Source organism: Halomonas sp. AOP30-A1-24 (assembly GCF_052378165.1).
In the GTDB taxonomy this organism is placed as follows: domain Bacteria; phylum Pseudomonadota; class Gammaproteobacteria; order Pseudomonadales; family Halomonadaceae; genus Vreelandella; species Vreelandella citrativorans.
Genome location: NZ_JBQSXL010000006.1, coordinates 15,967 through 39,447 on the forward strand (window position 1 = coordinate 15,967; position 23,481 = coordinate 39,447).

General features: G+C 57.9%; 19 protein-coding genes and 4 pseudogenes. 7 read left to right on the forward strand and 16 right to left on the reverse strand.

Annotation, left to right across the window (positions count from 1 at the left end):
* Positions 1-5: 5 nt before the first annotated feature.
* On the reverse strand, positions 6-392 hold the full coding sequence (locus ACT3TJ_RS04765) for a TraK family protein (protein WP_192539748.1): 387 nt from the start codon (positions 390-392) through the stop codon (positions 6-8).
* A 395-nt stretch (positions 393-787) separates the two neighbouring features.
* Here ACT3TJ_RS04765 and ACT3TJ_RS04770 point away from each other — a divergent pair, with 395 nt between their 5' ends.
* The 5 genes and pseudogenes from ACT3TJ_RS04770 to ACT3TJ_RS04790 all read left to right on the forward strand — a co-directional run bounded on the left by ACT3TJ_RS04770 (position 788) and on the right by ACT3TJ_RS04790 (position 4,111).
* Positions 788-1,063 (forward strand): plasmid mobilization protein, encoded by a 276-nt coding sequence (locus ACT3TJ_RS04770; protein WP_225736347.1) that lies wholly within the window; start codon positions 788-790, stop codon positions 1,061-1,063.
* Positions 1,064-1,136: 73 nt separating this feature from the next.
* Positions 1,137-1,307, forward strand: a pseudogene (locus ACT3TJ_RS04775) (IS30 family transposase); the annotation flags it as partial.
* A gap of 34 nt (positions 1,308-1,341) precedes the next feature.
* Positions 1,342-1,917, forward strand: a pseudogene (locus tag ACT3TJ_RS04780) (ISNCY family transposase); the annotation flags it as partial.
* Positions 1,918-2,171: 254 nt separating this feature from the next.
* The gene (locus tag ACT3TJ_RS04785; protein WP_444665482.1) at positions 2,172-3,173 is read left to right on the forward strand and encodes an IS30 family transposase; all 1,002 of its coding nucleotides are present in this window, start codon (positions 2,172-2,174) and stop codon (positions 3,171-3,173) included.
* A gap of 344 nt (positions 3,174-3,517) precedes the next feature.
* Positions 3,518-4,111, forward strand: coding sequence for a GntR family transcriptional regulator (locus tag ACT3TJ_RS04790; RefSeq protein ID WP_192539744.1), 594 nt, complete (start codon positions 3,518-3,520; stop codon positions 4,109-4,111).
* Between the two features lie 310 nt (positions 4,112-4,421).
* Here the strand turns inward: ACT3TJ_RS04790 and ACT3TJ_RS04795 are convergent, their stop codons facing one another.
* The 14 genes and pseudogenes from ACT3TJ_RS04795 to ACT3TJ_RS04860 all read right to left on the reverse strand — a co-directional run bounded on the left by ACT3TJ_RS04795 (position 4,422) and on the right by ACT3TJ_RS04860 (position 21,139).
* Entirely contained in the window at positions 4,422-5,426 is a 1,005-nt protein-coding gene (locus tag ACT3TJ_RS04795; RefSeq protein WP_192539743.1) for an LLM class flavin-dependent oxidoreductase, read from the reverse strand.
* A 4-nt stretch (positions 5,427-5,430) separates the two neighbouring features.
* A complete protein-coding gene (locus ACT3TJ_RS04800) occupies positions 5,431-6,726 on the reverse strand; it encodes an NtaA/DmoA family FMN-dependent monooxygenase (protein ID WP_192539742.1) in 1,296 nt (431 codons plus the stop codon).
* Positions 6,723-8,744 (reverse strand): iron ABC transporter permease, encoded by a 2,022-nt coding sequence (locus ACT3TJ_RS04805; protein WP_193063620.1) that lies wholly within the window; start codon positions 8,742-8,744, stop codon positions 6,723-6,725. Before ACT3TJ_RS04805 ends, ACT3TJ_RS04800 begins: the two co-directional genes overlap by 4 nt.
* The gene (locus ACT3TJ_RS04810; RefSeq protein ID WP_193057284.1) at positions 8,741-9,685 is read right to left on the reverse strand and encodes an ABC transporter substrate-binding protein; all 945 of its coding nucleotides are present in this window, start codon (positions 9,683-9,685) and stop codon (positions 8,741-8,743) included. The genes ACT3TJ_RS04805 and ACT3TJ_RS04810 overlap by 4 nt, the downstream gene beginning before the upstream one ends.
* Positions 9,686-9,756: 71 nt before the next feature.
* Entirely contained in the window at positions 9,757-11,145 is a 1,389-nt protein-coding gene (gene iscB / locus ACT3TJ_RS04815) for an RNA-guided endonuclease IscB (RefSeq protein ID WP_193054916.1), read from the reverse strand.
* 278 nt (positions 11,146-11,423) lie between these two features.
* Positions 11,424-12,290: an ABC transporter ATP-binding protein gene (locus ACT3TJ_RS04820; RefSeq protein ID WP_192539795.1), complete on the reverse strand. Its 867-nt coding sequence runs from the start codon at positions 12,288-12,290 to the stop codon at positions 11,424-11,426.
* 50 nt (positions 12,291-12,340) lie between these two features.
* Positions 12,341-14,836, reverse strand: coding sequence for a TonB-dependent siderophore receptor (locus ACT3TJ_RS04825; RefSeq protein WP_444665483.1), 2,496 nt, complete (start codon positions 14,834-14,836; stop codon positions 12,341-12,343).
* 141 nt (positions 14,837-14,977) lie between these two features.
* Positions 14,978-15,349 carry a FecR family protein gene (locus ACT3TJ_RS04830; RefSeq protein ID WP_264298799.1) on the reverse strand — a complete coding sequence of 124 codons (372 nt, stop codon included), beginning with the start codon at positions 15,347-15,349 and terminating at the stop codon, positions 14,978-14,980.
* Positions 15,350-15,385: 36 nt separating this feature from the next.
* Positions 15,386-15,538: pseudogene (locus ACT3TJ_RS04835) on the reverse strand (hypothetical protein); the annotation flags it as partial.
* Between the two features lie 167 nt (positions 15,539-15,705).
* Positions 15,706-15,894, reverse strand: a pseudogene (locus tag ACT3TJ_RS04840) (FecR/PupR family sigma factor regulator); the annotation flags it as partial.
* Between the two features lie 67 nt (positions 15,895-15,961).
* A complete protein-coding gene (locus ACT3TJ_RS04845) occupies positions 15,962-16,474 on the reverse strand; it encodes an RNA polymerase sigma factor (RefSeq protein WP_193057283.1) in 513 nt (170 codons plus the stop codon).
* A gap of 240 nt (positions 16,475-16,714) precedes the next feature.
* Positions 16,715-16,942 (reverse strand): cation transporting ATPase C-terminal domain-containing protein, encoded by a 228-nt coding sequence (locus ACT3TJ_RS04850; RefSeq protein ID WP_193054616.1) that lies wholly within the window; start codon positions 16,940-16,942, stop codon positions 16,715-16,717.
* Positions 16,939-18,104, reverse strand: a protein-coding gene (locus ACT3TJ_RS04855) for an IS3 family transposase (RefSeq protein WP_193054623.1) whose coding sequence is annotated in 2 segments (ribosomal slippage) — positions 16,939-17,846 and positions 17,846-18,104 — 1,167 coding nt in all. Because the reading frame shifts where the segments join, the coding sequence is not laid out codon by codon here. The genes ACT3TJ_RS04850 and ACT3TJ_RS04855 overlap by 4 nt, the downstream gene beginning before the upstream one ends.
* 149 nt (positions 18,105-18,253) lie before the next feature.
* The gene (locus ACT3TJ_RS04860; protein WP_140023314.1) at positions 18,254-21,139 is read right to left on the reverse strand and encodes a Tn3 family transposase; all 2,886 of its coding nucleotides are present in this window, start codon (positions 21,137-21,139) and stop codon (positions 18,254-18,256) included.
* 140 nt (positions 21,140-21,279) lie between these two features.
* Between ACT3TJ_RS04860 and ACT3TJ_RS04865 the strand changes: the two genes are divergently transcribed.
* Positions 21,280-22,005 carry a class I SAM-dependent methyltransferase gene (locus ACT3TJ_RS04865; RefSeq protein ID WP_024899850.1) on the forward strand — a complete coding sequence of 242 codons (726 nt, stop codon included), beginning with the start codon at positions 21,280-21,282 and terminating at the stop codon, positions 22,003-22,005.
* On the forward strand, positions 21,999-22,613 hold the full coding sequence (locus ACT3TJ_RS04870; RefSeq protein ID WP_024899851.1) for a recombinase family protein: 615 nt from the start codon (positions 21,999-22,001) through the stop codon (positions 22,611-22,613). The genes ACT3TJ_RS04865 and ACT3TJ_RS04870 overlap by 7 nt, the downstream gene beginning before the upstream one ends.
* On the opposite strand, the gene ACT3TJ_RS04875 is transcribed toward ACT3TJ_RS04870, so the two are convergent.
* Complete coding sequence (locus ACT3TJ_RS04875; protein ID WP_226912214.1) at positions 22,605-23,477, reverse strand: hypothetical protein; 873 nt, start codon at positions 23,475-23,477, stop codon at positions 22,605-22,607. The two genes, ACT3TJ_RS04870 and ACT3TJ_RS04875, sit on opposite strands and share 9 nt — an antisense overlap.
* Positions 23,478-23,481: the final 4 nt, after the last annotated feature.

Sequence of the window (23,481 nt, forward strand, 5' to 3'; positions counted from 1 at the left end):
CCGCGCTAACTGATAAGGTCGTCGCGGTTATTTCCGCTGTTTGGGTTGTGCTCGAATCCGGGGCGTTTTGAGCCGGGTTTAGCTGCTGGGGCAGGCTTGCCCCCTGCTTGTCCTCCTGCGGCCCCTGTAGCGGCCGGGGAGGGGCTTTGCGGGGTGATTTGCCCTGCGCCTTTCCTTTGGTGTCCATCGTCTTTTGCTCCCGTGATGTACCGGACGACGTAACGGTTGAACTGGGAGTAGCTGATACCTAGTTCATCCTCGCCGCCGCAGTCGTCATAGACCGTGCGCTGTTCGTTACCGGCCTCGATCAGCGTCTTGAACTGATCGAGGCGAGCCAGAAACGCGACACGTCCCGCGCCCCGGCGGGGCTTGCTGCTAGGCGTGTCTGCCATGCCTGTTTCCTCCTATTGACCGCCGCGACTCAATCGCGGACGGCCCATCATACACGCTAATGCGATTCTGCGCGAATCAGTGCGATTGAGTGCGACTGTACGCGATTCTATGCGATTGAGCAAGCCATTTAATGCGATTGTACGCGATGATATGCGATTCTATGCGATTCGTCGGCTTTTCCGGCCTTTGGGCCGGTTCTGGGTGGATCGTTTAGCTACTGTCGCATACAATTGCATAGAACTAGACGGCAAGATATGTGTTGTACGGGTACGGGCAAGCCCGTCCCCATCCAACACCGCCCCTTATTCGCCTTCGGCTCAACGGTATCTTGCTCTGCGAGGCCCACAGCCGCTGCCGCGTCTAAGAGCGAAAAGCAACAACAGGAGCGCAGGCAATGCCAGAGAACACCAAAGAAAAGGCCCAGCCTCGGCGGCGCGGTAAGCCGATAGAGGTGTGGGTGACAGACGACGAGAAAGCGACCATCACAGAGCGCGCCGAAGAAGCGGGCATGTCCCGTTCGGGCTACCTGCGCGCCCTTGGGTTGAACACCCCAATAAGGTCGGTCGTTGACCTGGCCGCCGTTGCGGACTTGGCCAAGGTCAACGGCGACCTTGGGCGGGTCGCTGGGCTGCTGAAACTTTGGCTCGCAGAGAAACGCGGCCAAGCTTGAGTAAGTCCGCAATCGCCTCATCGTTGCTGTGTGCCGCTTAGGGTGTCATTTCGCCCCCAGCCGGAACCGACCCCGCACAAGACGTTGGCTCCCCCGAGACCTTGATCCACTTACCCTCAGTGATCGAGACCTCGCATTCATCTGTCATCGCCTCAACAATACACCGCGCAAATGTTTAGGGTACAAAACACCTGCAGAAGTCTTTCGGCAGAAACTCTTCGCAAACAGACATCGTTTTGCGTAAACTCAAACCGAAAAGTCGCGCTTCAGCCTGACCTCACACGCCGGAATATATTGCAGACTTCAATGCTCGTTTTGGCAAGGAGCCGCGCAATCCTAAGGATATGCATCGACCGCTGGCCGCGCATGAGAACATCGATGGTGCGATGTGCCGGAAGGAAGTACGGACACTGTCGCAAACACTGACACTGCGTTACGACAAGGTGCTGTTCATCCTGGAGCCGACGGAGTTTGCAAAGCGGCTGGCTCGACAAAAGGTGATTGTCTGCGACTATCCGGATGGCCGTCTGGAGATCATGTATGGTACGGACACCCTGCCCTACAGAACATTCGACAAGCTTCGTTCTGTTCATCGCTCGCCTGTTGTCGAGAACAAGCGACTGGATGACATGCTTTCGATTGTGGCCGAGATGCAGGCAGGCCGGGAACTGCAACGCAGCCAGAGCGGTCCCCGTCGCACAGGTCAGACGAACCATTTGTTTGGCGTGCCTGATGGCAGTGTCGGGAACGGGTATCAGAAGCGCGAGCGCAAATCGCGCACCGCTTACATGAACGATCCTGACGTTATTGCGCGCCGGGAAAAAGCGTTGGCTCGGTTGGCTGCGACGGAGTGAAATGGCCAGATCAATGACATTTGGCACTCTCAGAGCTAAAGCCGAAGGGCACCTATCGACCCGCCCCCATTCCTCGCTTGCAACTCTGACCAGCCTCTCGGAATGGGGGCTGAACGTCAGCACCTGTCGCATCTCTATCTTGCTGGAGATAGCGTATCCCTAACTTGCCAAAACACATTATATAACCGGGGTACATTCTATTTTAAACTGCAACATGCCAATGAATTCATGTGGTTAGCCATGGAGGAAATTGGATGTCGAATTGCTACTCACAGATCACATTGGCGGAACGTCGCCGGTTATTTGAGCTGAAACAGCTTAAACTCCCTCTCGGCGATATTGCGCGGCTGATGGGCCGTCATCGCTCGACGATCTATCGCGAGATCAAGCGCAACAGCTTTTGGGATGCCGAGATTCCAGACTATAATGGCTATCATAGTGTTTTTGCCGACAACATCAGCAAAGACCGCAGAACGCGGTTGCGCAAGCTCAGACGTTACCCAGAGCTGCGCAAGTTCGTCATTGAACAATTGGAAGCACACTGGTCACCAGAGCAGATCTGCGGCCGACTGATTAGCCATGGTCTGAGCGCGATACGTCTATGCGCAGAAACGATCTATCGCTTCATTTACTCAAAGGAAGAATATGCGTTAAAGCTGTATGAGCATCTGGCCGAGATGCGCACAAAGCGCTGCCCACGCGGCACCAGAAGATCGCGCAGCTCCCGCATTCCAGAAGCGTTTCGCATTCATCAACGTCCTGATTTTATTGGCAATCGTCTGCAATTCGGCAATTGGGAGGGTGATTTGATCATCTTTGATCGTGACCTCGGAGAAGCCAATGTCATGACACTTGTTGAACGCAAAAGTCGTTACTTCGTCATCATTAAAAACAGCAGTCGGCACTCAAAGCCTATCATGAACAAAATCATTCAGGCCTTTGCAGCGCTGCCTTATCATGCACGCCGCAGTTTTACCTTTGATCGTGGTTCCGAGTTTATGGGTTATAGGGCTTTGGAGGATGGAATGGGGGCAAGAAGCTGGTTTTGTGATCCAAATTCACCCTGGCAAAAATGCACTATTGAGAACATCAACAAGCGCATCCGACGGTATTTACCCAGCAATACGGATCTGGCGCAGGTCAGCCAGGCTCAGTTAACCGCCCTCGCCCATAAGCTCAATGCGACCCCGCGCAAGTGTCTTGGATTTAAGACACCCGCAGAGGTGTTTGCTAAACTTTTGCAGGAAGCAGCTTAATCAGATACCCTCACCGCCGGCATAATGCAGTTGGGGTAACTTTTCCACCTCAAGGAAATCCCCGAGCCGTAGGGCGGAGAGATCTCAAGGTTCCACGATGTCAAATTCGAAGCCTTCATCCTGCTGCAGGAGACAGACCGGAAAATAGGCTCGCTGATCAAAACGATATAAAAAGTCTCTTCAATGGGTTTGCCAAACTGACTCAGACCTGTGCTATGTTTGATTTAGCGTTAACATGTCATGCTGTGTGTATGGAATAATCGGCTACTGCGCACAAGGTTTGAATGGGGCGGCAGGTATTTTTTGCCGACGTGCATGTTTGGCGATCCGCAGGAGAAGCGTGAGTGAGTGATAAGACCGCGACAGTCCAGTCAAGACATCGGGCATATGAGAGTTTCATCAAACTCTTGCTGGCGGGCGATTTTCATCCCGGCCAGTTCGTTTCGCAACGGCAACTTGTCAGTATAACAGGGCTTCCGCTCGGCGCGATACGGGAGCTTATTCCTCGCTTGGAGGTGGAGGGCCTTATCAAGACGGTGCCACAACGCGGTTTACAGATCGCGCATGTCGACCTCAATCTCATTCGTGAGGCATTTCAATTTCGTCTTTTCATTGAGCGGGAAGTTGTCGCTGTTTTCTGTCAGGAGGCGTCAGCGGAAATCTTGCTGTCCCTGCGCAGGGAACATATCGACTGGAACCTGCACGATACGATCATCGGTTCGCTGAACAACGAAATCATTTGGCGTAAATATCAGACCAACAATATCAAGATGCGTCTCATCAATCAGGAGCGTTTTCGCATCGCTGGCCGCGTCATTCCTGTCATGGAAGAGCATCTGAAAGTGCTGGAAGCCATTGAAACGCGCACTCCGCAATTGGCAATGGATGCGATAACGGTCCACATCAACAATGCGCGCTCACTGGCGCTGAAGATTTAACGAGACCGGCAAATTTGGAAACGGAAAAGGGCCATGCTTCAAGCGCAGCCGCCGTCGCTGCATGATCGCCCTCGTGTCTCACATATACGAAGCAAGGGGCGTGTATTTCGGTCGTAAACGGAAAGACTGGGAAAAGTGGAACCCGTTTTCCCGAAAAGAAAAACGAAAACAAAAGAACCCAGAGTCTGTCTGGGTCATAATGAACCAGACAGACTCTGGAAGAGCTGCGTGTCGGAGTGTAATTTCGCAAGATTATGTACACCCATCGGCCAGGGGATCAGGCGGAGGGTACCGGGACCGGATCGTGCACCTATTCCATGTATAAATTTTTCAGACCGAGCCTCTCACGCAAGGTGGATGGGCCTGTCTTTTCCGGTAACATACCGGCCTGCCGCAAAAGCGGCATGACCTCGTCTATAAAACCGTTCAGGCATGTTCCGGCAAGGCTGAAGCCGTCAATGATTCCAGCACCATGCCACTGGGTGATCCTCTCGGTCACAGCTTCCGCGGTGCAGGTGTTGGTAGAACCTAGAACGGGCATGATCCGCACGTCTGCGCGATCCCTTGCATGGCTTTTCAGGCGGAGGCTCATCTCGTCCGCGAATTTTGCGGTCGCTTCGAGGTCCATCGCCTCGGCAATCACGACATCGGCAAAGCGCGCCGCCATATCCATGTCATCCTCCGTCACCACGCTGTGAAACAAGACCGGCCTGCCCTGCGGCGGGCGCGGAACGTCCAGCGGCCCCTTGACCGAAAAATAGTGTCCACGATGGTCGATGGGGCCGTTCCCCTCTCCGTTGACTTTCACTCGCCCGTCAGAACGTATGACGATGGCATCCGGGGACCAGCTATCCCATAACTGGTGGACCACTTCGAGAAATTCCGCATCCCGTGCGGCAACGGCCTCGACAGGCGGACGGCTCAAATCGCCATATTGCTCCTGTTGCTGATCTGCCGACGGCGTGATGTGCCAGCCAGCCCTGCCCCGGCTGATATGATCGATGGTCGCAAGCCGCCGCGCAACGTTATAGGGCTGGCTGGTGCGCGGGGAGACGGCGGCGGCAAGACCGATGCGATCGGTTGCAGCCGCCAGCGCCGCAAAAGCCGTAAACGGCTCGTATGGAAGGAATGCACATCCTTCCCGCACCAGGCCCGCATTGTTCGCATCCCTGAAGACGAGCGCGTCGATCCCGCCCGATTCGGCGCGTTTCGCCAGTGTCAGGAGAGTTTGGAGAGCGCCGGGACGCGCGGAAACGCCATCCACCGCGGCGAGACTTTCCGGCCCGAGAATATAATTGAAATGAAGCTGTTTCATATTTTCAATGTCCCTTTGCAGCGAAGCGCCGGTTGTCGGGGCGCGCCAGACCGAAATGGTCGCGCAGCGTCGTTCCCGCATAGCGGGTGCGATAGAAACCGCGCCGTTGCAGGATGGGGACCACTTCTTCGACAAACAGGATATTCGCCTCAAGAGAAGGCCACATCAGCGTGAAGCCGTCGCAGGCAAAGCCCGTAAACCATTCGCTGATGAGGTCGGCCGTCTCAAGCGGCGTTCCAGCGAAAGCCAGATGCGCGCCCTGTTGCAGCACCTGACGCGGGGTCAGGCGATGCTTGCGGATCATGTCGAGATAAAGATCCGATCTTCCACGCATTCCGTTGGTGAATCCCTGCTCGGGCAGCAGATCGAGAGGGATCGGCTCGTCGGGCGGCAATTGCGAAAGGTCGATGCCGACCATTTCCTTCATGCGCGCGCCCGCATTTTCACCCGCGCCCTGTCGCGCCGCCAGAAGGGCTTCGGCCTCCGTGCGGGTTTTCGCAACGATCGGCATCAGGCCCGGCAGGATATTGAGTTGATCGGGCGTGCGTCCGAAAGCGGCCATGCGGCGGCGAATATCGGCATAAAATTCCTGTGCGATGGAAAGGACCGGCTGGGCGGTGAAGATGACTTCCGCCCAGCGTGCGCCGAAATCCCGTCCCGCCTGCGACGAACCCGCCTGCATGCGCACCGGGCTGCCCTGTATGGGGCGCGGTATGTCGAGCGGCCCCTGAACCTCGAACCATTTTCCACGATGATCGAGGGCCGGAACGTTCCCGGGTGAGGCGTGGAGCATGCCCTCAGGCGTACAGGAGAGCGCATCTTCATCGAGGCTGTCCCACAGCGCGGTTACGACCTCGATCACCTCATGGGCACGCTCGTATCGCGTATCGTGTTCGAGATGTTCGTCGCGGCTGTAATTGGCGGCGACCGTGCCGATGGCCGTCGTCACCATGTTCCAGCCCGCGCGGCCATTGCTGAGGCGGTCGAGGCCTGCGAACATGCGCGCGAGATTATAAGGCTCGTTATAGGTGGTCGAAACGGAGGCGATCAGCCCGATATGCCTGGTCACCGTGGAAAGTGCTGAAAGAAGGGCTATGGGTTCCAGCGAAAAGCCCGGACGGTAGGTGTAGAAATCGGCGATGAACATGGCGTCCATCAGCCCTTTCTCGGCCAGTTGCGCACGCTCCTCAAGCTGGCGCATATCGAAAAGACGGGACGGCATATCCCCCGCAATGCGCCATGCCAGATCGAGATGATCGATACAGGAATTGAAATGAAGCTGTCGGTTCGGATGGCTCATGTGCGCATACTCCGGCGGATAAGATAGATGAGATAAGGGGCGCCGATCAGCGCAATGACGGAGCCTGCGGGCAGTTCCCCCGGCGCAATGACGAGCCGGGCAGCAATATCGGCGAGCCCGAGAAGAAGCGCACCGACCAGCACCGAAACGGGCAAGACCGCGCGCAGGGAATGGCCGCATAAAAACCGCGCCAGATGCGGCGCCAGCAGGCCGACATAGCCGACAGGCCCGGTCTGCGAAACGCAGATGGCGGCAACCGTGACGCCCGTCGCTCCGGCGGCGAGCCTGACGGGCGCGATCGCAGCACCAAGGCTGCGCGCCGTGATGTCGCCGAGCGAAAGCAGTTCGAGTTTCGTCGCCACCAGCATCGCACAGATGAAACCGGCAAGAAGCGTGGGAAACAATATCTGCACCGTGGACCAGTTGGCCCCGTAAAGTCCGCCGATGAGCCACACCATCGGATTGTCGGTAAAGCGGGTCTGCATGACCAGTATCTGCACGAATGCGCCGCAAAGGGCGGAAACGGAAATGCCGATCAGGATGAGAAAGGTCGGTGTCAGCCTCGTGCGCCATGCAAGGATATAGACGGTGGCCGCCGCAAGCATTCCACCGGCAAGTGCCGCCATGCCGATGCCCGTCGCGCTTGCTGCGGGAAACAGCGCCACCATGAGAAGAATGCCTGCCGTCGCCCCGCCATTGACCCCGACAATCGACGAATCCGCCAGAGGATTGCGCAATGCTGCCTGAAAAAGCGCGCCGGCAAGGGCGAAACCCGCACCGGCAAGACAGGCTGCGAGAATACGCGGGCCACGCATGTCCCAGACGATCTTCTGCATGAGCGGCGCAGCCTTGCCGGAGAGTGCCTGCATGACCTGCATTCCCGACAGCGGCAGACCGCCGACGAACATGAGACCCGCAAGCAGCGTGAGGCCGATGAGGAGCAGAAGGGCCAAAAGCAGGATCGTGGGGGAAACATGTCCGGCTCGGCCGAAATCGAGCGATGAAGCCGCATTCATCTGCCCGCCCCGGCTGCGGCGCAGGACGAGCCACAGAAGCCATGGCGCACCGAGGGCTGCCGTAATGGCCCCCACGGGCGGTGCGCTGGTCAGGCTTCCAAGCATGTAGGTGATGCTGTCGGCGGCAAGCAACAGGCTGCTGCCCCAGAGTGCCGCGGCCGGTATCAGCGCGGCATGCCGTCTGACCCCCGCAAGCTTGACCAGATGCGGCGCGACAAGACCGACGAAGCCGATGGGACCGGTGGCGGCGACGGAAGCGCCCGTCAGCACCAGCACGACGATCAGGGTCGCGGTGACGAGCAATGCGTGTTTCTGTCCGAGGCTTCTGGCCGTATCCTCGCCGAGCCGGGCAATATCATATGCGCGCGACAGCGTGAAAGCCGCAATGAGGCAGAGGACGATCCATGGCCAGACGAGTTGCACATTGCTCCAGCCGTTCTGCCGCAGCGAACCCGCACTCCAGGTAATGAGAAACCGCGCCTCGCTCTCGTAGAGCAGCAGCAGCGCGCCGGTTATGCTTGAAATCGTCATGGCGACGATCAGTCCAGCAAGAAGAATGCGCAGCGGCGTGGCGCGAAACCCGCCCGCCAGCAGATAGACCATCAGCACGGCAACCAGACCGCCGCAGACCGCGACGGCGATGGGCATGAAAACGATCAGGGCCGGTGCGAATATGGTGGCCAGCGCAATGAAGAAAAAACTTCCCGCGCTGATGCCGAGAATGCCCGGCGACACCATCGGATTGCGCAGGATGCTCTGCATGAGCGCGCCGGAGACGGCGAAGGCGCTGCCCGCAAGCACCCCTATGGTGGCGCGCGGCAGGCGAAAGCCGCTGACGACGTCGCGCAGCAGATCGTCATTATACGCAAAGGAGCGGATGATGTCGCCAACCCCGATCCGGGCCTCGCCATGCGCCATATTGAGCGCGAAAGCGGCGACGAGCGCCATGACGCCCGCCCCGATCATGCCCAGTTCGCGCAAGCATTGCCGCGGCACGCTCACGTCAGAAGCGCCTTGCGGACATCGCGCAGAAACAGCCGCGCGCTCAGCGGGCCGTTGTGGATCAGCCGGTAGGGAATGGGCTGAAAGCGGTTCTCGCGCACGAAACGCAGATTGCGCCACACCGGCGTCGCCATGAGATTGGCCACACCCTTCTCATTGAAGGGCATGTAGAGAAAATCGGCATCCTGCAAGGCGATCAGCGTTTCGGCGGTGGTGACGTTGAAGCCTTTTTCGAGATAGCGGTCGTCATCATAGGCATAGGCGAAGCCGCAACGCTGCAAAAGCTGCGCCGGCAGCGCATTGCGATTGAAGAGCATGATTTCGGCCCCTGTGACGCCGGCATTGACATTGCCCAGCACGACAGGACGCTTGTCCAGCCCTTTCGCGACGACACTTTGCTTCATTTCCGCAAGCGTTTCATCGAGAGACGCGAGGAAATCGCCGCATTCCGCTTCCCGTCCCGTCAGACGCGCGACGGCACGCAGCGTCTCGACCATATTCGCCATCTGGTCGGGTTTTCCGGCTGGATAGGAAAGGAATGCCGCCACCGGCGCGATTTCGCCAAGCAGGGTGCGACTTTTCTGGATGCTGTTGGCGCTGCCGAGGATCAGATCCGGCTCAAGCGCCATGATGAGTTCGATATTGGGTGCGGAAGACAGACCGAGATCGGTCACCTCGTCCGAAAGCCGGGGCTCGGCATCGCCGGTGAAGCGGCGATAATTGGCGGGGCCCGTCATTCCGACCGGTTGCAGGCCCAGCGCCAGAAGAAATTCCGCACTCTGCTGGTCAAGCGCCACCACCCGCCGCGCCGGCTGCGCCAGGCATGTTTCACCCAGTTCGCTCACCGCACAGACGCGCGCCGCAAAAGCCCCTTGCGTGGATGCGGCGAAGGCGGCGAAGGCGGCAAGCCCGCAAGCGAAGCTTCTTCTCGACATCATCATCAGATTTTGCGCGGGATACCCGGTACTTCTAGTGCCGGGAGGGATAGCGCGTCGCTCGCAGAGCGACTCGGTTACGCCACCGCCTGTCCCGCTCCTCCTTTTAGTTGGTGGATAGTCGGGGTGAGGTGATAGCCGTAGCCATCACCGCGTTGTATCACGGTGCAGTGTTTGTGCGAAATGCCCTGCACGGCACCCTGGTCGGTCTGGATATTGAAACTGCCGGTTTTGCGCACCGCGACGCGGCCCGTATAGGTACCGGCCTTTTTGCCGCTAGGCACCACGGCTTTCACTATGTCGCCGGTTTGAAAGCCCCGCACCTGCTTCTGGCGCATCAGATAGCCACGCGGAAAACCATATTTCGTCAAGCGGGTGCGCTGGTAGTTGCCGCGCCCGGTGCATTTGATCGTTAGCGTCGGGGCTGTCCAGTCGTGCAACCTGCCGAAAGCGCCCACACAAGCCGCATCCAGGGCGTGAGTCTTAGGAATGCCGAGTCGCTGACGGTTGTATTTAGTGCGACCACCGCTGGCGACTGCCACCGGCAGTCCCGTCGTTTTAAGCGCATTAAACAGTGCCCAGCGCGTGGCATTAACCGCACTGGCATCGCGCAGCGGTTGCTTGAGCTGGCGTTGTACCCGCTCCAGCCGTGCGTCCGCTGATAAGCCGTTAGCCTTGAGGCGTTTTCTCAGCCCCTTGTCACGGGAGAAAAAGTCCGCCAACGGCAGCGAACCCTTAGCCTGATTGCAGGGGTGGCAGCTAAGGGTCAAGTTGCTGACCCGGTTGGAACCACCGCGTGAACGCGGCACCACATGCTCAATCTCCAGCGGTGTGTCGCCGGTGCCACAATAGGCACACTCACGGCCCCATTTTGCCAGCAGGTACTCGCGTACCTCGTAGCCCAGCAAAGTACCTTGCTGGTACTCGACCCCGCTAATCTCCGGGTTGTCGAGCTTCTGGGTATCAAAGCGCACCAACTCCTGGCTGATGGCCGTGACGGGGGCTAGCTTGCTGAGTCGTTCTACCCAGGCCATGACCGTATCCACTCGATGTTGCAGGCTGGGGGCCAGCCAGCCTTTGGGCTTGGTGCGATTGTTGAAGCGCGGGGCGCGATAACGCAGATTCTTTGACCGGCGACGCCGCCGAAAGCCACGGCGCTGCTCCAGTGACTTCTTGATCTGATAGCCACGATGCACCAGGTCAAATAAGCACAATACATGCCGTTGCGGGCCGTCTGATTCGGTGCTGTCCGTTTCACGCATCAACGCCAGCCCGGTCGTTTTGCTGCCAGGGTCGATGCCCAGGCGAAGCGGTTGCGTGTCACCACCCACCCGATCTTTCAGCCGGATCGTGAACGGATAGCGCTTATGTACCACGGCACGACCACGCGCCAACAGCAACCGGGCGCGCTTTTCGCTGCACGGCATCAGTGGCCGCTTGTGTTTATCCCATACGAAAACCGCCATGCGATTTCCTCCTAATCAATGCCCTTACGGGCCTGGTGTCGCAGGGCTTTCGCCCCGTCTCCCCTCGGGAAGGTTGATAACCGGCTCCTGCCAACGATATGGCTATCGGCAGCGATCAAGACCTTCGGCGTTTTACCCTGCGCCAGCATGATCCTGACCTTTCAGAGCGCCAAACTGAGGAAGCATTTGGCGGTGAGTCTTGGCGACCTGTTATCAACGTAGCGGGTTGGCTACCGCTTTCCCTGGTCAACCGGGCTTGCTTTTACAAGCCTCCGGCTTCAGCCGGAGGTAATTGACTGCGGCACACTTCTTTCCATAACGATCTGTTCTTCGGCGTTTTGTGCGGGGACGATCTGTCTGGGAACGAACCATGGGCATCCCGAAACGGGATCGTCATGTATTTCCGCCTCGATCTCGAAAACCCGGTGCAGGATCGACGGGGTGATAACGTCCCGCGGTGCACCGTCGGCGACGATGCGGCCATCGCGCAGCGCAACGATGCGATCGGAATAGCGCGCCGCCAGATTGAGATCGTGCAGCACCATGACGATGGTGCGGCCATGCGCGCGGTTGAGTTTGCGCAGCAGTTCGAGAACGTCGAGCTGATGCGCGATGTCGAGATAGGTCGTCGGCTCGTCGAGAAACATGATCTGCGTCTGTTGCGCCACCGTCATGGCGATCCAGACCCGCTGCCGCTGCCCGCCCGAAAGCGCATCCACCGGCGTATCGCGCCACGGTGCGACGCCGGTCATAGCCATGGCGTGCTCGACCGCCGCCCGGTCTTCCTCCGTCGTCAGGCCGAAAAGCCCCTGATGCGGCGCACGGCCATAGGCGACCAGTTCGTGAACATTCAGGCCCTCGGGAACGACCGGCCCCTGCGGCAGGATCGAGAGCCTGCGCGCGATGTCGCGCGTCCGCATCTCTCGAATATCCCTGCCATTGAGCAGAACCTGTCCACCCAAAGGGTCGAGCAGCCGACCCAGCCCCTTGAGCAATGTCGATTTGCCCGACCCGTTGGGGCCGACAAGCGTCGTCACCGTGCCTTTCGCGATGGAAAGACCGACGTCATGAACGATGGTTTTCGTCTGATAGGCCAGATCGAGGCCTGCGGCCGCAATCGAGGTCTGGTCCGGATCGACTGTCATGGCGTAAACACCGGCACCGGCGGTTCGTCCGAACCGCCGGTGCGCTCCTGTCAGAATTTGATATTGAGGGAACCGATGATACTGCGCCCGTCGACATAATCGCAATAGCTGGCGCTGGTGCAGCCGCCGACAGCTTTTTTGTCGGCAAGATTAGTCACCGACACCGCCAGTTTCGACCCGTCTAGATTGGGCGAAAGCCTGCCGAGCTCGTAGGCCAGCATCGCATCGCCCAACGTATAGGCCGGAATGGGCTTGAGATTGTCGTCATCGGCATACATGCTTCCGACATAACGCACGCCGCCACCCAGCGTCAGGCCGTCGAGAACGCCTTCGCGGAAGGTGTAGTCGAGCCAGGCCGAGGCCATATGATTGGGCGTATTGGTCGTCCTGTTGCCCTCATAGCCGTCATTGCTGCTGGTAACCTCGGCATCCATATAGGTATAGCCGAAGGAGGCATTGACCTTCTCGGTCAGGCTGATCTTGCTTTCAAGCTCCAGCCCGCGCACACGCACTTCGCCGGTCTGTACCGAAAAATTGCCGCAATCGGGCAGATTGGGCGCCGCCGCGCAGGTATGCTCATTGTCGGCCGTGGTCACATTCGTCCGCTTGAGATCATAGAGCGAGGCGGTGGACACGCCATTGAACCATTGCGGTTCGTATTTCAGACCGATTTCCCATTGCTTGCCTTCGGTCGGCTTGAAAGTCTCGCCATAATAATCCGTACCGGAAGTCGGCTCGAACGATGTCGAATAGCTGACATAGGGCGCAAGACCGTTATCGAAGAGATAGAGGAGACCGGCGCGGCCCGTCAGGGCATCGTCACGCGTTTCCGTTGTCAAATCGGTGAGAAAATTATCGTTGGTGGTGTTCGCCCAATCCTGACGCAGGCCGGTCAGCAGGCGCCAGTTGCCCAGAGACATCTGGTTTTGCGCATAAACACCATATTGCTCCAGCACGACATTGTTGTCAGTGCGGCGCGCCAGCGTGGGCAGGCTATAATTGCCGTAAACCGGATCGAACAGATTGAGATCGAGACTGGAATTGGTTCCGGAGAGTGAAAGATTGTCCGAGGAAAACCGGCGATAATCGAAACCGGCGATCAGTTCGTTGCGGGTATCACCAATGTCAAAATCATATTTCAGGCTGTTGTCGGCTGCGATGCCGCGCGTGGTCGCCGCCTGATTAAGCGCCGGCCGGCTGACCGTTTTCTGATCGGCTTTCAAGGCACCGAGTCTGAAGGAGGTCGAATTGACATCGACATAGGTGAAACGCAGGTTCTGGCGAAATTCCAGATCCTCGTTCAGCTTGTGCCTGAAATCCGAACCGACATAATATTGCTTGCGGTCGTAATCGCAGAAAGTTGGATCGCAGGTATAGATCCCGCGCGGAAACTGACCGTTGATATTGGGCAGGATGGTTCCGACCGCAGGCAGATAGCTGCTCGAATTACCTTCCGGATCGCGCTGCAACGCCGCCCTCACCGTCCAGTTCGTGTCCTCCGAAGGACGCCAGGTGAAAGACGGAGCGATGGCGTAGCGCTCTGTCTCGCCATAGTCCGAATCGAGATCGGCCCTGCGGCCGACGCCGGCAATGCGATAGCTGAACGTTTCATCCGCGGAAACGCCGTTCCAGTCTATGGTCGTTTCAAGGTGTTTGTCGGTGCCGACACTAAAGCCGATCTCGCGGTCGTTATTGCCCAGCGGGCGCTTGGACACCATATTGATCAGGCCGCCGGAACCGTTCTGGCCATAAAGTACCGAAGCGGGCCCCTTGAGAACCTCCACACGCTCCAGCAGAAACGGGTCCACCTGCGCGACAGCGAGCGTACCCGAAGGTGTGAGCTGGGTTCCGTCAAGGTAGATATTATTGATGCTGTAGAAGCCGCGAATGCGGATTCGGTCGAAATAGCTGGTGCTTGGCTGGAATTCGGTCACCACACCCGGCGTATAGCGCAGCGTTTCCGCAAGCTTGGAGGGTTTCAGCGTCTCGATCTGCCGTGCCGTCACCACATTGATCGTCTGCGGCGTTTCCAGAATGGGCGTGTCGGTCTTAGTCGCGGTCGCGGAGCGATGCGCGACGAAGCCTTGCGCAGGGCCCCAGGCGTTCTCGCCCTGCCCGTTGACCACGATGGTCGAAAGAACGGTGGACCCATCGGGCGCAATGCCTGCGCTCCCCTCCCTCGGCAGCGGTTCCAGAGTGACGGTGTCCGAAGATGTGAACCGATAGGAAAGGCCGGTGCCTGCCAGAAGACGGCTAAGCGCCTCCTCACGGCTCATATTGCCACGCACCCCTTTCGTCTGCTTGCCGCGAACCAAATCGGCCGGATAAAGAACCTGAAGATTGGCATTGTCGCCGAAGCGCGAAATCGCAGCCCCCAGGGGACCGGCAGGCACCGAATAAGAGGCCGGGACGGTTTGCGCCATGCTTTGGGTGGCGTAAAGCGTAACCGCCAGTAAAGCCGAGGACGATGCAAGAAGGGCAATCGCCATCTTTCGCATATGCGCCTTCATGGTCCCGACGGTCAGAAATCCGGTTTGCCGCATCATTTCCTTCTCCCTCTCCTGTCTGTTTGCAGCCCGCTCGGGATGCTTTCAGAAGGAAGACGTATTCCGCGGCATTCCACCTCACCCTAAATATGAAAAAAATTATCAGGAATTATGCGGATGACGTTTTGACTCAAAACGGGATTACGTCCCACGCAGCAAAACGAGATAATCCGTAAGCCTCACCGCCCTGACCGGCAAGGTCTCGGTTATTGTGGTCAGCACCGCATCGGGTTCGGCAATATTGAAAATTCCGCTCACGCGCAGATCCATGAGCTTCGCATCGAGAATACGAATCGTACCGCTGCGGTAGCGGTTCACATCGGCGACGACCTGCTGCAACGGACGATCCTCGAAAATCAGCTTGCCGCGACGCCAGGCCAGGTCGCTTTCCACATCGACACGCGCGATTTGCTGCATACCGCCGGGGCCGTAGGAGACGCTCTCTCCCACGTTCAGGACAGCGGACGACCCGTCCGGCGCGGTCACTGAAACCGCGCTTTCCTCCACCGCCACGGAGGCATTCCCACCCCATTCGTGCACCGAGAACCGGGTGCCGAGCGCCGTTGCCGTACCGGAAGCCGCCTCGACGACGAAGGGACGATGGGCGTCCTTCGCGACAGCGAAAAAGGCCCGTCCGCCAGCGTCAGGCTCCGCTGCTCGCCGGTGCCGGTGCTGTAATCGGCGAGAAAACCGGCCGGTAATCCATTAATTGCCGTAACGGCCGCAAGACCCGCCGCGGTGGCAAGTCCGCCTGCAAGGAAGGCACGGCGGCCTGGCCTGCGCCCGAGCGGCGGCTTGCGCATGGTGAGCGGCAATCGCGGATCGGCCACCTTATCGAAATCGGACCATATACCGGAAATGCGCTCATATTCAGCGCGGTTGTCATCGGAAGCCGCAAGCCAGCGTCTATGGGCGCGCAACTCGGCATCGCCCGCATCGCCCGAATTGACCCTGACAAACCATGCAAGGGCTTCGTCTTTCGCCTTCTGTTTTGACAATATGCGTTCGTAGCCACCGCCGTTCAACGGGTTTTCCTCTCGAAATGAGGTTCCCGGCAATTGCCGGTCTTAACCCTGTTGACGAATCTGCAATCGCTACACCTCATCATCGCACATGGCTTTTTCATCAGTTCAGCCTTTCATCCAGTCTGGCTCGAGCGGTCGCAAGCGCCTTGATGATGAGTTTTTCCACGGCACTTTTCGTTATTCCGAGCCGCTCGGCGATCTGCGAATGGCTGAGACCGTCGAACTTATGCATGAGAAAAACCTCCCTCTGCCGGGGCGGAAGATTTGCAACGACGTTTTCGAGAATGGCGATGCGTTGGCGGAAATCGGCCGTCTGCTCCGGCGAGGCATCTGCGCAAAGTGAATCACGATCGCCCAGTGGCTCGAAATAGCGCGTTTGCGCGCTTTTTCTGCGCAAATGATCGATGGCGATATTGTCCGCCATCCGGAACACATAGGCCCGCAGATTCTGCACATCCATATCCGGCGGCATTTTTTCGGCACGCAGATAGGTATCCTGAACGACGTCGTGAATATCCGTGGCTGTCCCGAAGCGGCGCGCAAGATGCTTGACCAGATCGCCATAGCTTTCCGTCAACACCTGAACGATCGTTTTTTTCTTATTTTCAGCCACGTCGACAAGACCGGAAACAATGAGTGGGAGGAAGAGACTATCTTGGCGTAAGCCTCTTAGACGTAAGCTCTGTCTCCGTCAAACTGGATTATCATCGTCATATTTCAGCATACAGATACGACTGCGTGAGAAATGCCTGCCTTCATCCGGCTTTACCCATCAGACCGCCTGCCAGTCCATGCGGCGGATAACGATCTTTTCCACTTCCTAAATTGGCCATTAAGATCACGCCGACACCGATCACCAGCAACATCGACAATCGAAATCGGCGCGCTTGCAAAAAGGTTGTGCACCGGCGGGTAGATAGGTGAAGGCCAGTTGCGCCAGCACGACGACGCCAATGGCCGCGAGAACGACCGGCGTCCGCTTCATGCCGACAAAACTGAAAGACGAGGCATGAAGATAACGGATTTTGAAAAGATAGAAGATTTCCATCACCACCATCGCATTGATAACTGTAGTGGTCAACTAATTCCGGACAGTTTGTTAAGTCTTTTTTCAGCTAGCTCCGGTGGCAGGCCGGCGTTGTAGCTGTGCGGACGCTGCCTGTTGTAGTAGCTCATCAGATAGCGGCCTATGTCTCTCGTTGCTTCATACAGGTCGCGGTAACCCTGCTTAGGCATCCATTCGCTTTTAAAGCTGCGGAACACCCGCTCCATTGGGGCGTTATCCCAACAGTTCCCTCGGCGGCTCATGCTCTGAACCATTCGTTTGCGCCATAGCTGCTGCTGATAAGCCAGGCTGCTGTACTGGCAACCTTGGTCGGAGTGGAACATCACGCCTTTGGGCTGGCCTCGCAGGTTATAAGCCATGTTCAGTGCTTTGATTGTCAGCGCGCTATCAGGCGACTGCGATGTGGCCCAACCGATTACCCGTCGGGCATACAAGTCAATGACGACCGCCAAGTAAGCCCACTGCTTACCCACCCACACATAGGTGATATCACCGCACCAGACCTGGTTGGGAGTCTGAACGTTAAACTCACGCTGCAGATGGTTTTCAACCATCGGATGTGCAGCGCCCGCCGCTTTGTAGTTATGGCGGCCTGGCTGTTTGCTGGCCAGCCCGGCCTCTTCCATGAGTCGAGAGACTTTATAACGGCCCACCATCAGGCCCATTAGTGCCAATTGAAAAACAACCGTTCGGCTGCCCGCCGATTGGTTGCTGGCATTGAACAGTGCTGCCACCGTTGCGCGCAGGTGAATCCTTTCAACATCGATTAGATCTTTTCTTTGTTCCTGTTCGTAATACGTGGAAGCAGGTAAGCCGAACAGGCTGCAAAGCGCACGAACCGGCAAACGGTGTTTGAACGAACCAATCAGCGCTTGAGCTTGAACTCGTCCGTCATCAAGAGCGCGGTAGCCTTTTTTAGGATGTCTTTCTCCAGCTCAAGACGATCAACGCGCTTCTGAAGCTCTTGGATCTGCCTTTGCTCCGGCGTTAGCGCTTTGCGTCCCTCGGAGATGATTCCCAGCTTTTCCTTCTTGTACTGGTCAATCCAGCGACGCATCGCTGTGGGCCCAATATCCAATGCATCACAGGCTTCTGTAACGGAATAGCCTTTGTTTAGTACCAAGTTCACGGCTTCAAGCTTGAACTCCGGGGTAAACGCTCGACGTTGATTCAAAATAGACACCTCATTCATGGCGCTACTATAGCGCCTCTATGGAGTGTCCGGATTCATTAAGCCACTACAAACCAGTGTTCTGGCGACATCGAGTTCATATCCACGGCTCGCGGCATACTGGGGTCGTTTGCAGGAGGGGGCGGAATCCTACGCTAAGACTTTGGCCAGCGATATTCTCCGGTGAGATTGATGTGCTCCCATCCGAGAGGTGAGACGTGAGCCAGAACATCGGGCGATATCAGTTTTCCATCGCGTTTCTGGTTAGCGACGACTTCACCCAGCTTCATGGTGTTCCAGAAGATGATAATTGCCGCGAGCAGGTTCATGCCAGCGATTCGGTAGTGCTGGCCTTCGGCGGAACGATCGCGGATTTCGCCCCGGCGATGGAAGCTGATGGCCCGCTTCAGCGCGTGATGTGCCTCGCCCTTGTTGAGCCCTATCTGGGCGCGGCGTTGCAGATCGGCATCCAGAATCCAGTCGATCATGAACAGGGTGCGTTCGATGCGGCCGACCTCGCGCAAGGCCGTGGCCAGTTCGTTCTGCCGCGGATAGGAAGCGAGCTTACGCAAGATTTGGCTGGGCGCGATGCTTCCAGCGGCAATCGTAGCGGCGATGCGCAAGATATCAGGCCAATTCCGCTCGATTATGGCCTGATTGATCTTTCCGCCAATCAAGGTCTTCAAATGCGTCGGCGCGGACGAAGGATTGAATGCATATAGCCGCTTGGACGGAAGATCGCGAATCCGCGGGGCGAAGCGGTAGCCGAGAATGGCACATGCGGCAAATACGTGATCGGTAAAGCCACCCGTGTCGGTGAAATGCTCGCGGATATTGCGACCGGCATCGTTCATAAGCAGACCATCGAGGATGTATGGAGCTTCGCTCGCCGTTGCAGGAATCACCTGGGTTGCGAACGGCGCATACTGATCCGAGACATGACTGTAGGCTTTCAGGCCCGGGGTATTGCCATATTTAGCGTTGACCATATTCATGGCCTCACCTTGCTCTGTGGTGACAAAGAACTGACCATCGCTCGAAGCCGACGTACCCATGCCCCAAAACCGGGCCATGGGTAACGCCGCTTGCGCTTCGACAACCTTGGCCAGCGCCCGGTCGTAGGCTTCGCCTTCGACATACCATCGCCCTATGCGGATCAACTCCCAGAAAGTGTGGGTGTTCGTCGCGTCGGCCATCTTGCGCAGGCCGAGATTGACCCCCTCCGCAAGGATGACGTTCATCAGCCCGATCCGGTCAGCGCAAGGCGCTCCGGTGCGCAGATGCGTGAACGCTTCCGTGAAGCCAGTCGCTGCATCCGCTTCCAACAAGAGATCGGTGATGCGCGTGGGCGGGATCTGCTTGTAGAGATCAAGCACTAGATCTTCGGCGCCTGTCGGCGCGGCGGCTTCGAGCTTCTCAATATGCAGGACGCCGTTTTCGAGCGACCCGCCGGGAATCGTGCCCGAGCGTGCCGCACGGCCAAGCTCGCGCAACCGCATGTCGAGGCGAGCGTGCCGGTCTGCCAGCCATTCCTCCGGCCGCAATGGTACGGCGAGACGGCCGCTTTCCGCCACGGCTTGCGCCGGAACAAGTGCGTGTTTCAGATCGCCATAGCGCCGGGACTTGGCAAGCCAAACGTCCCCGGAGCGGAACGCATCGCGCAAATGGAACAGCACCGCGATCTCCCAGAGGCGACTATCACCAGCCGTCTGGGCACGAAGATGGCGATGCCATTTGGAGCTCGGTCGCAGGAAGCAGGTCAGCGCGGGATCGTTCAAACTAGTACGCAGGGCCGTCACCGCTTCTAGAAGCGGCAGCGCGACTGGCGCAGCCCGCAAATCGAGCAAGCGCAACATGCGAGGAGCGTACCGGCGGAAACGGTGATAGCCGTCGAGCACATGATTGAGCGGATCGGCAGTCATGGTGGCGGTTAGCCTGGCAGCCATCGCGACAAGAGTTTTAAATCCATCCCACCCTGATCCGCTCGCGATAACGTCGTTCAGCGACTGGCCGTCATCTCGTGCATCGACCAGGGCCCCTCCAATTGCAGCGAAGGATTTCAGGGTGTCGCGCACCGCGTTCGCCTCGTCAGCGACCTTCGCTTGGCAAATGCGCTCCGACGCCCGGTAGAGACGGCCGACGATCCGGTCGTGGGTTTCGACCACGGCATCAGCAAGCATCGCCTGCCATTCAGACGCGCACACCGCCAGAATCGCAAGCCGCCTGTCTTCCGGGAGATCACGCATGCCGTCGGCGTAATACCGTTCGCCCTGCCTGCGCAAACGCGTCACCCGATGAGCAGGAACACCAGCAAGCATATCCTCGGGAAGATCGACACGTTGCAGATACTCGAGCCGGTCGAGCAGCCGGTTGGCCGACGACGAGTTCGAGCCGAGCTCGAACTGACGCAGCCATACGAAACGGGTCACCCGATCGTCAGCCGTCTCCTCTAGCAATGCCAGTAACTGTTCCCGGATAGGCATGGACAACCGATCGGCAATCCGCGCCTCGATTTGCCGCTCGGCATCGACCAGAGCCGTGGCGCAGAGGCGCTCGATCGTGGATGTCGCGGGAAGAACCGTGCGGGTGCGACGGCATTCAGCCACAAAGCGACGGGCAATATCCTCGTTCGACACCGCTATCTCGGCTTCCCGGAACAGCCAGTCCTTCAATTCGCGCGCACCACGTCCAGAGAATGTGCGGAATCCGTAGAGCGCCCGCAACTCCGCCAGATGCTCATGTCGCGTCTCCTCACGGGCGGCATAGTCAACCAGATCCTCGGCATGCAAGCCGAGTTGTGCGCCGATAAATTCGACGACCTCTGCTGGAATCAGTTCGCCGGGTGCCAGCACCCGACCGGGATAGCGCAGGACGCATAATTGCAGGGCGAAGCCGAACCTGTTGTGTGGACGGCGGCGAAGCTTGATGTGGCCGAGGTCTTCATCACTCAACGTATAATGCTTGAGTAAATCCACCTGCGAGATTGGCAGACGCAGCAGCGCGTCCCTTTGCCGATCAGTGAGAGTGACGCGACGCGGCATCCATGTTCCTTTATCAAAATTCGAGGATGTTCAAGACGCTTTGTTTATGAAGCTGGTTGAGATACATTTCCAGCGATCAAATCATTTGTGGCAAACGCACCGCCTCAAACCACCGTTTGTGTAACAGGGAATAACAGGCAATGAACCAACGTGACCCGGATGAGAACGGTTGGCTTAGCTCTTCTCAAGCGTGGATCGACAGAATGCCAGATGCCGGCGATTTCGCGCGCGAGTTCATCCTCGACAAGCCGATGCTGGAACGAGCCGAATTGTCGGGCGCGGCAAAAATGTTGGATATCGGCTGCGGCGAAGGACGGTTTTGCCGTATGGCAAAGGAGATCGGTATCGATGCTGTCGGAATTGATCCAATCGAACCGTTTATTGAAAGAGCACGAAACCGTGATCCAGCTGGTAAATATCTCAACGCTTTTGCCGAGAAATTGCCTTTCTATGATGAAGAGTTCGACCTCGCAGTATTCTACCTGAGCCTTATCGACATTGACGACATACACACGGCGGTTCGAGAAGCCACTCGCATTCTCAAGCCCGGCGGAAGAATTCTGATCGCAAACCTGACAAGTTTCTGCACTTCCAATGGCACAATTGGGTGGATCAAAGGCGAAGACGGTCGTGCGTACCATCCTCTTGGAAACTATTTTGGTGAACGGGCAGAGTGGTTCGAATGGGATGGCTTGCGAGTGCGAAACTGGCATCGCCCCTTGAGCACTTACATGTCTGCATTGCTTGATGAAGGCTTGAAACTGACGTTCTTCGATGAACCGAGACCATCTAGGGGTCCACAAGACAGGGTGCAAAGGTATCTCACGACGCCATTCACCATGGTCATGGAATGGCGGAAATGTTAATCGGCTATGGACGCATTTCCAAAGCTGATGGGTCTCAGTCGCTCGACCTGCAACGCGATGCCTTGAGCGCTGCCGGCGTCGAACAAAACAAGATCTATGAGGATCGCGCTTCCGGCAGCCGTGAGGATCGCCCTGGTCTGACCGCCTGCCTCAAAGCATTGCGTGACGGCGATGTGCTGGTTGTCTGGAAGCTTGACCGTCTCGGGCGGTCTCTTGCCCATCTGGTCAACACGGTGAAGGATCTGTCTGATCGCAATATCGGTTTGCGGGTGCTGACCGGAAAGGGCGCTCAGATCGACACCACAACAGCATCCGGCCGCATGGTCTTCGGCATTTTCGCAACCTTGGCCGAGTTCGAGCGTGACCTGATCCGCGAGCGCACCATGGCCGGTCTCGCTGCTGCAAGAGCGCGCGGTCGCAAAGGGGGCCGAAAATTTGCCCTCACCAAAGCACAGGTCCGTCTCGCACAGGCCGCCATGGCGCAGCGCGACACTTCCGTTTCCGATCTTTGCAAGGAACTTGGGATCGAGCGCGTCACTCTCTATCGCTATGTCGGCCCGAATGGCGAACTAAGGGACTACGGTAAGCGCGTTCTCGGCTTAACGTAGGATTTCGCCCCCTCCCGCAAACGCCCCCAAGATAAACCGCGACGACCAGCGATAGGACAGCGGCAGACTGTCGAGCATGTCGAGAATGCCGGGGTACGAGTTTCCGGGGAAACCTTCGATAGCCACACACGACACAAACTTGTCGCCGACCTTGGGCGTGTCGCCCGGCCACAGCGTGGGATAGCCAAGCCACGCATCCAGATACATCGGGCAGTCAGGAATACGCAGCGCGATAGGTTCGTCTGTCAGCGTGTAATGCAGGTAGTTCACCAGTTCATCACTCTGATAGGCGTCTTCGCCCTCGCCCACTGTAATCGTCGCCATACGGCGCATATGCAGCAGATCGCCGACACCATCGTGCAGGTCATCGAGCTTTTTCTTGAAGTCCAGTAGCAGGCGGTCGGCCGGGTCGCTGTCGTCTACGCCATCATCGTCGTAGACCATTTCGGCCAATTTCGAGTCGCGGCGACTTGGCGGGAGGTAGGTCAGAATCAGCGCATATTCACTCTCGAATAGCGATTGATCCTTGACGAAAGTTGACCGCCGTTCGGCGTCAATCAGAGCCGTGATCGGCTCAGGGAAATGAGATTCATCCGGGGCCGGATAGCCCGGCGATGCCAGCCGGGACGCATCAGTCCAAACCGACCAACCAGAGCCGAAGCGCGCCAGATATTGATTGACCAAGGCGGTCAGGTAGTTGCGTTCTGACGTGGTGGCGGATGCTGCATCATCACCACGAAAGAAGAAACCAGCCATCAGCGAGCCGTCCTTGCCCAGCACTACGCCTTCATCAATCAGCGCGGCGTAGTTGAGCAGGTCGGGCAAGCCAGCGGCTTTGCTACGGAAGGGTGCTAACGCAAGCATGTCC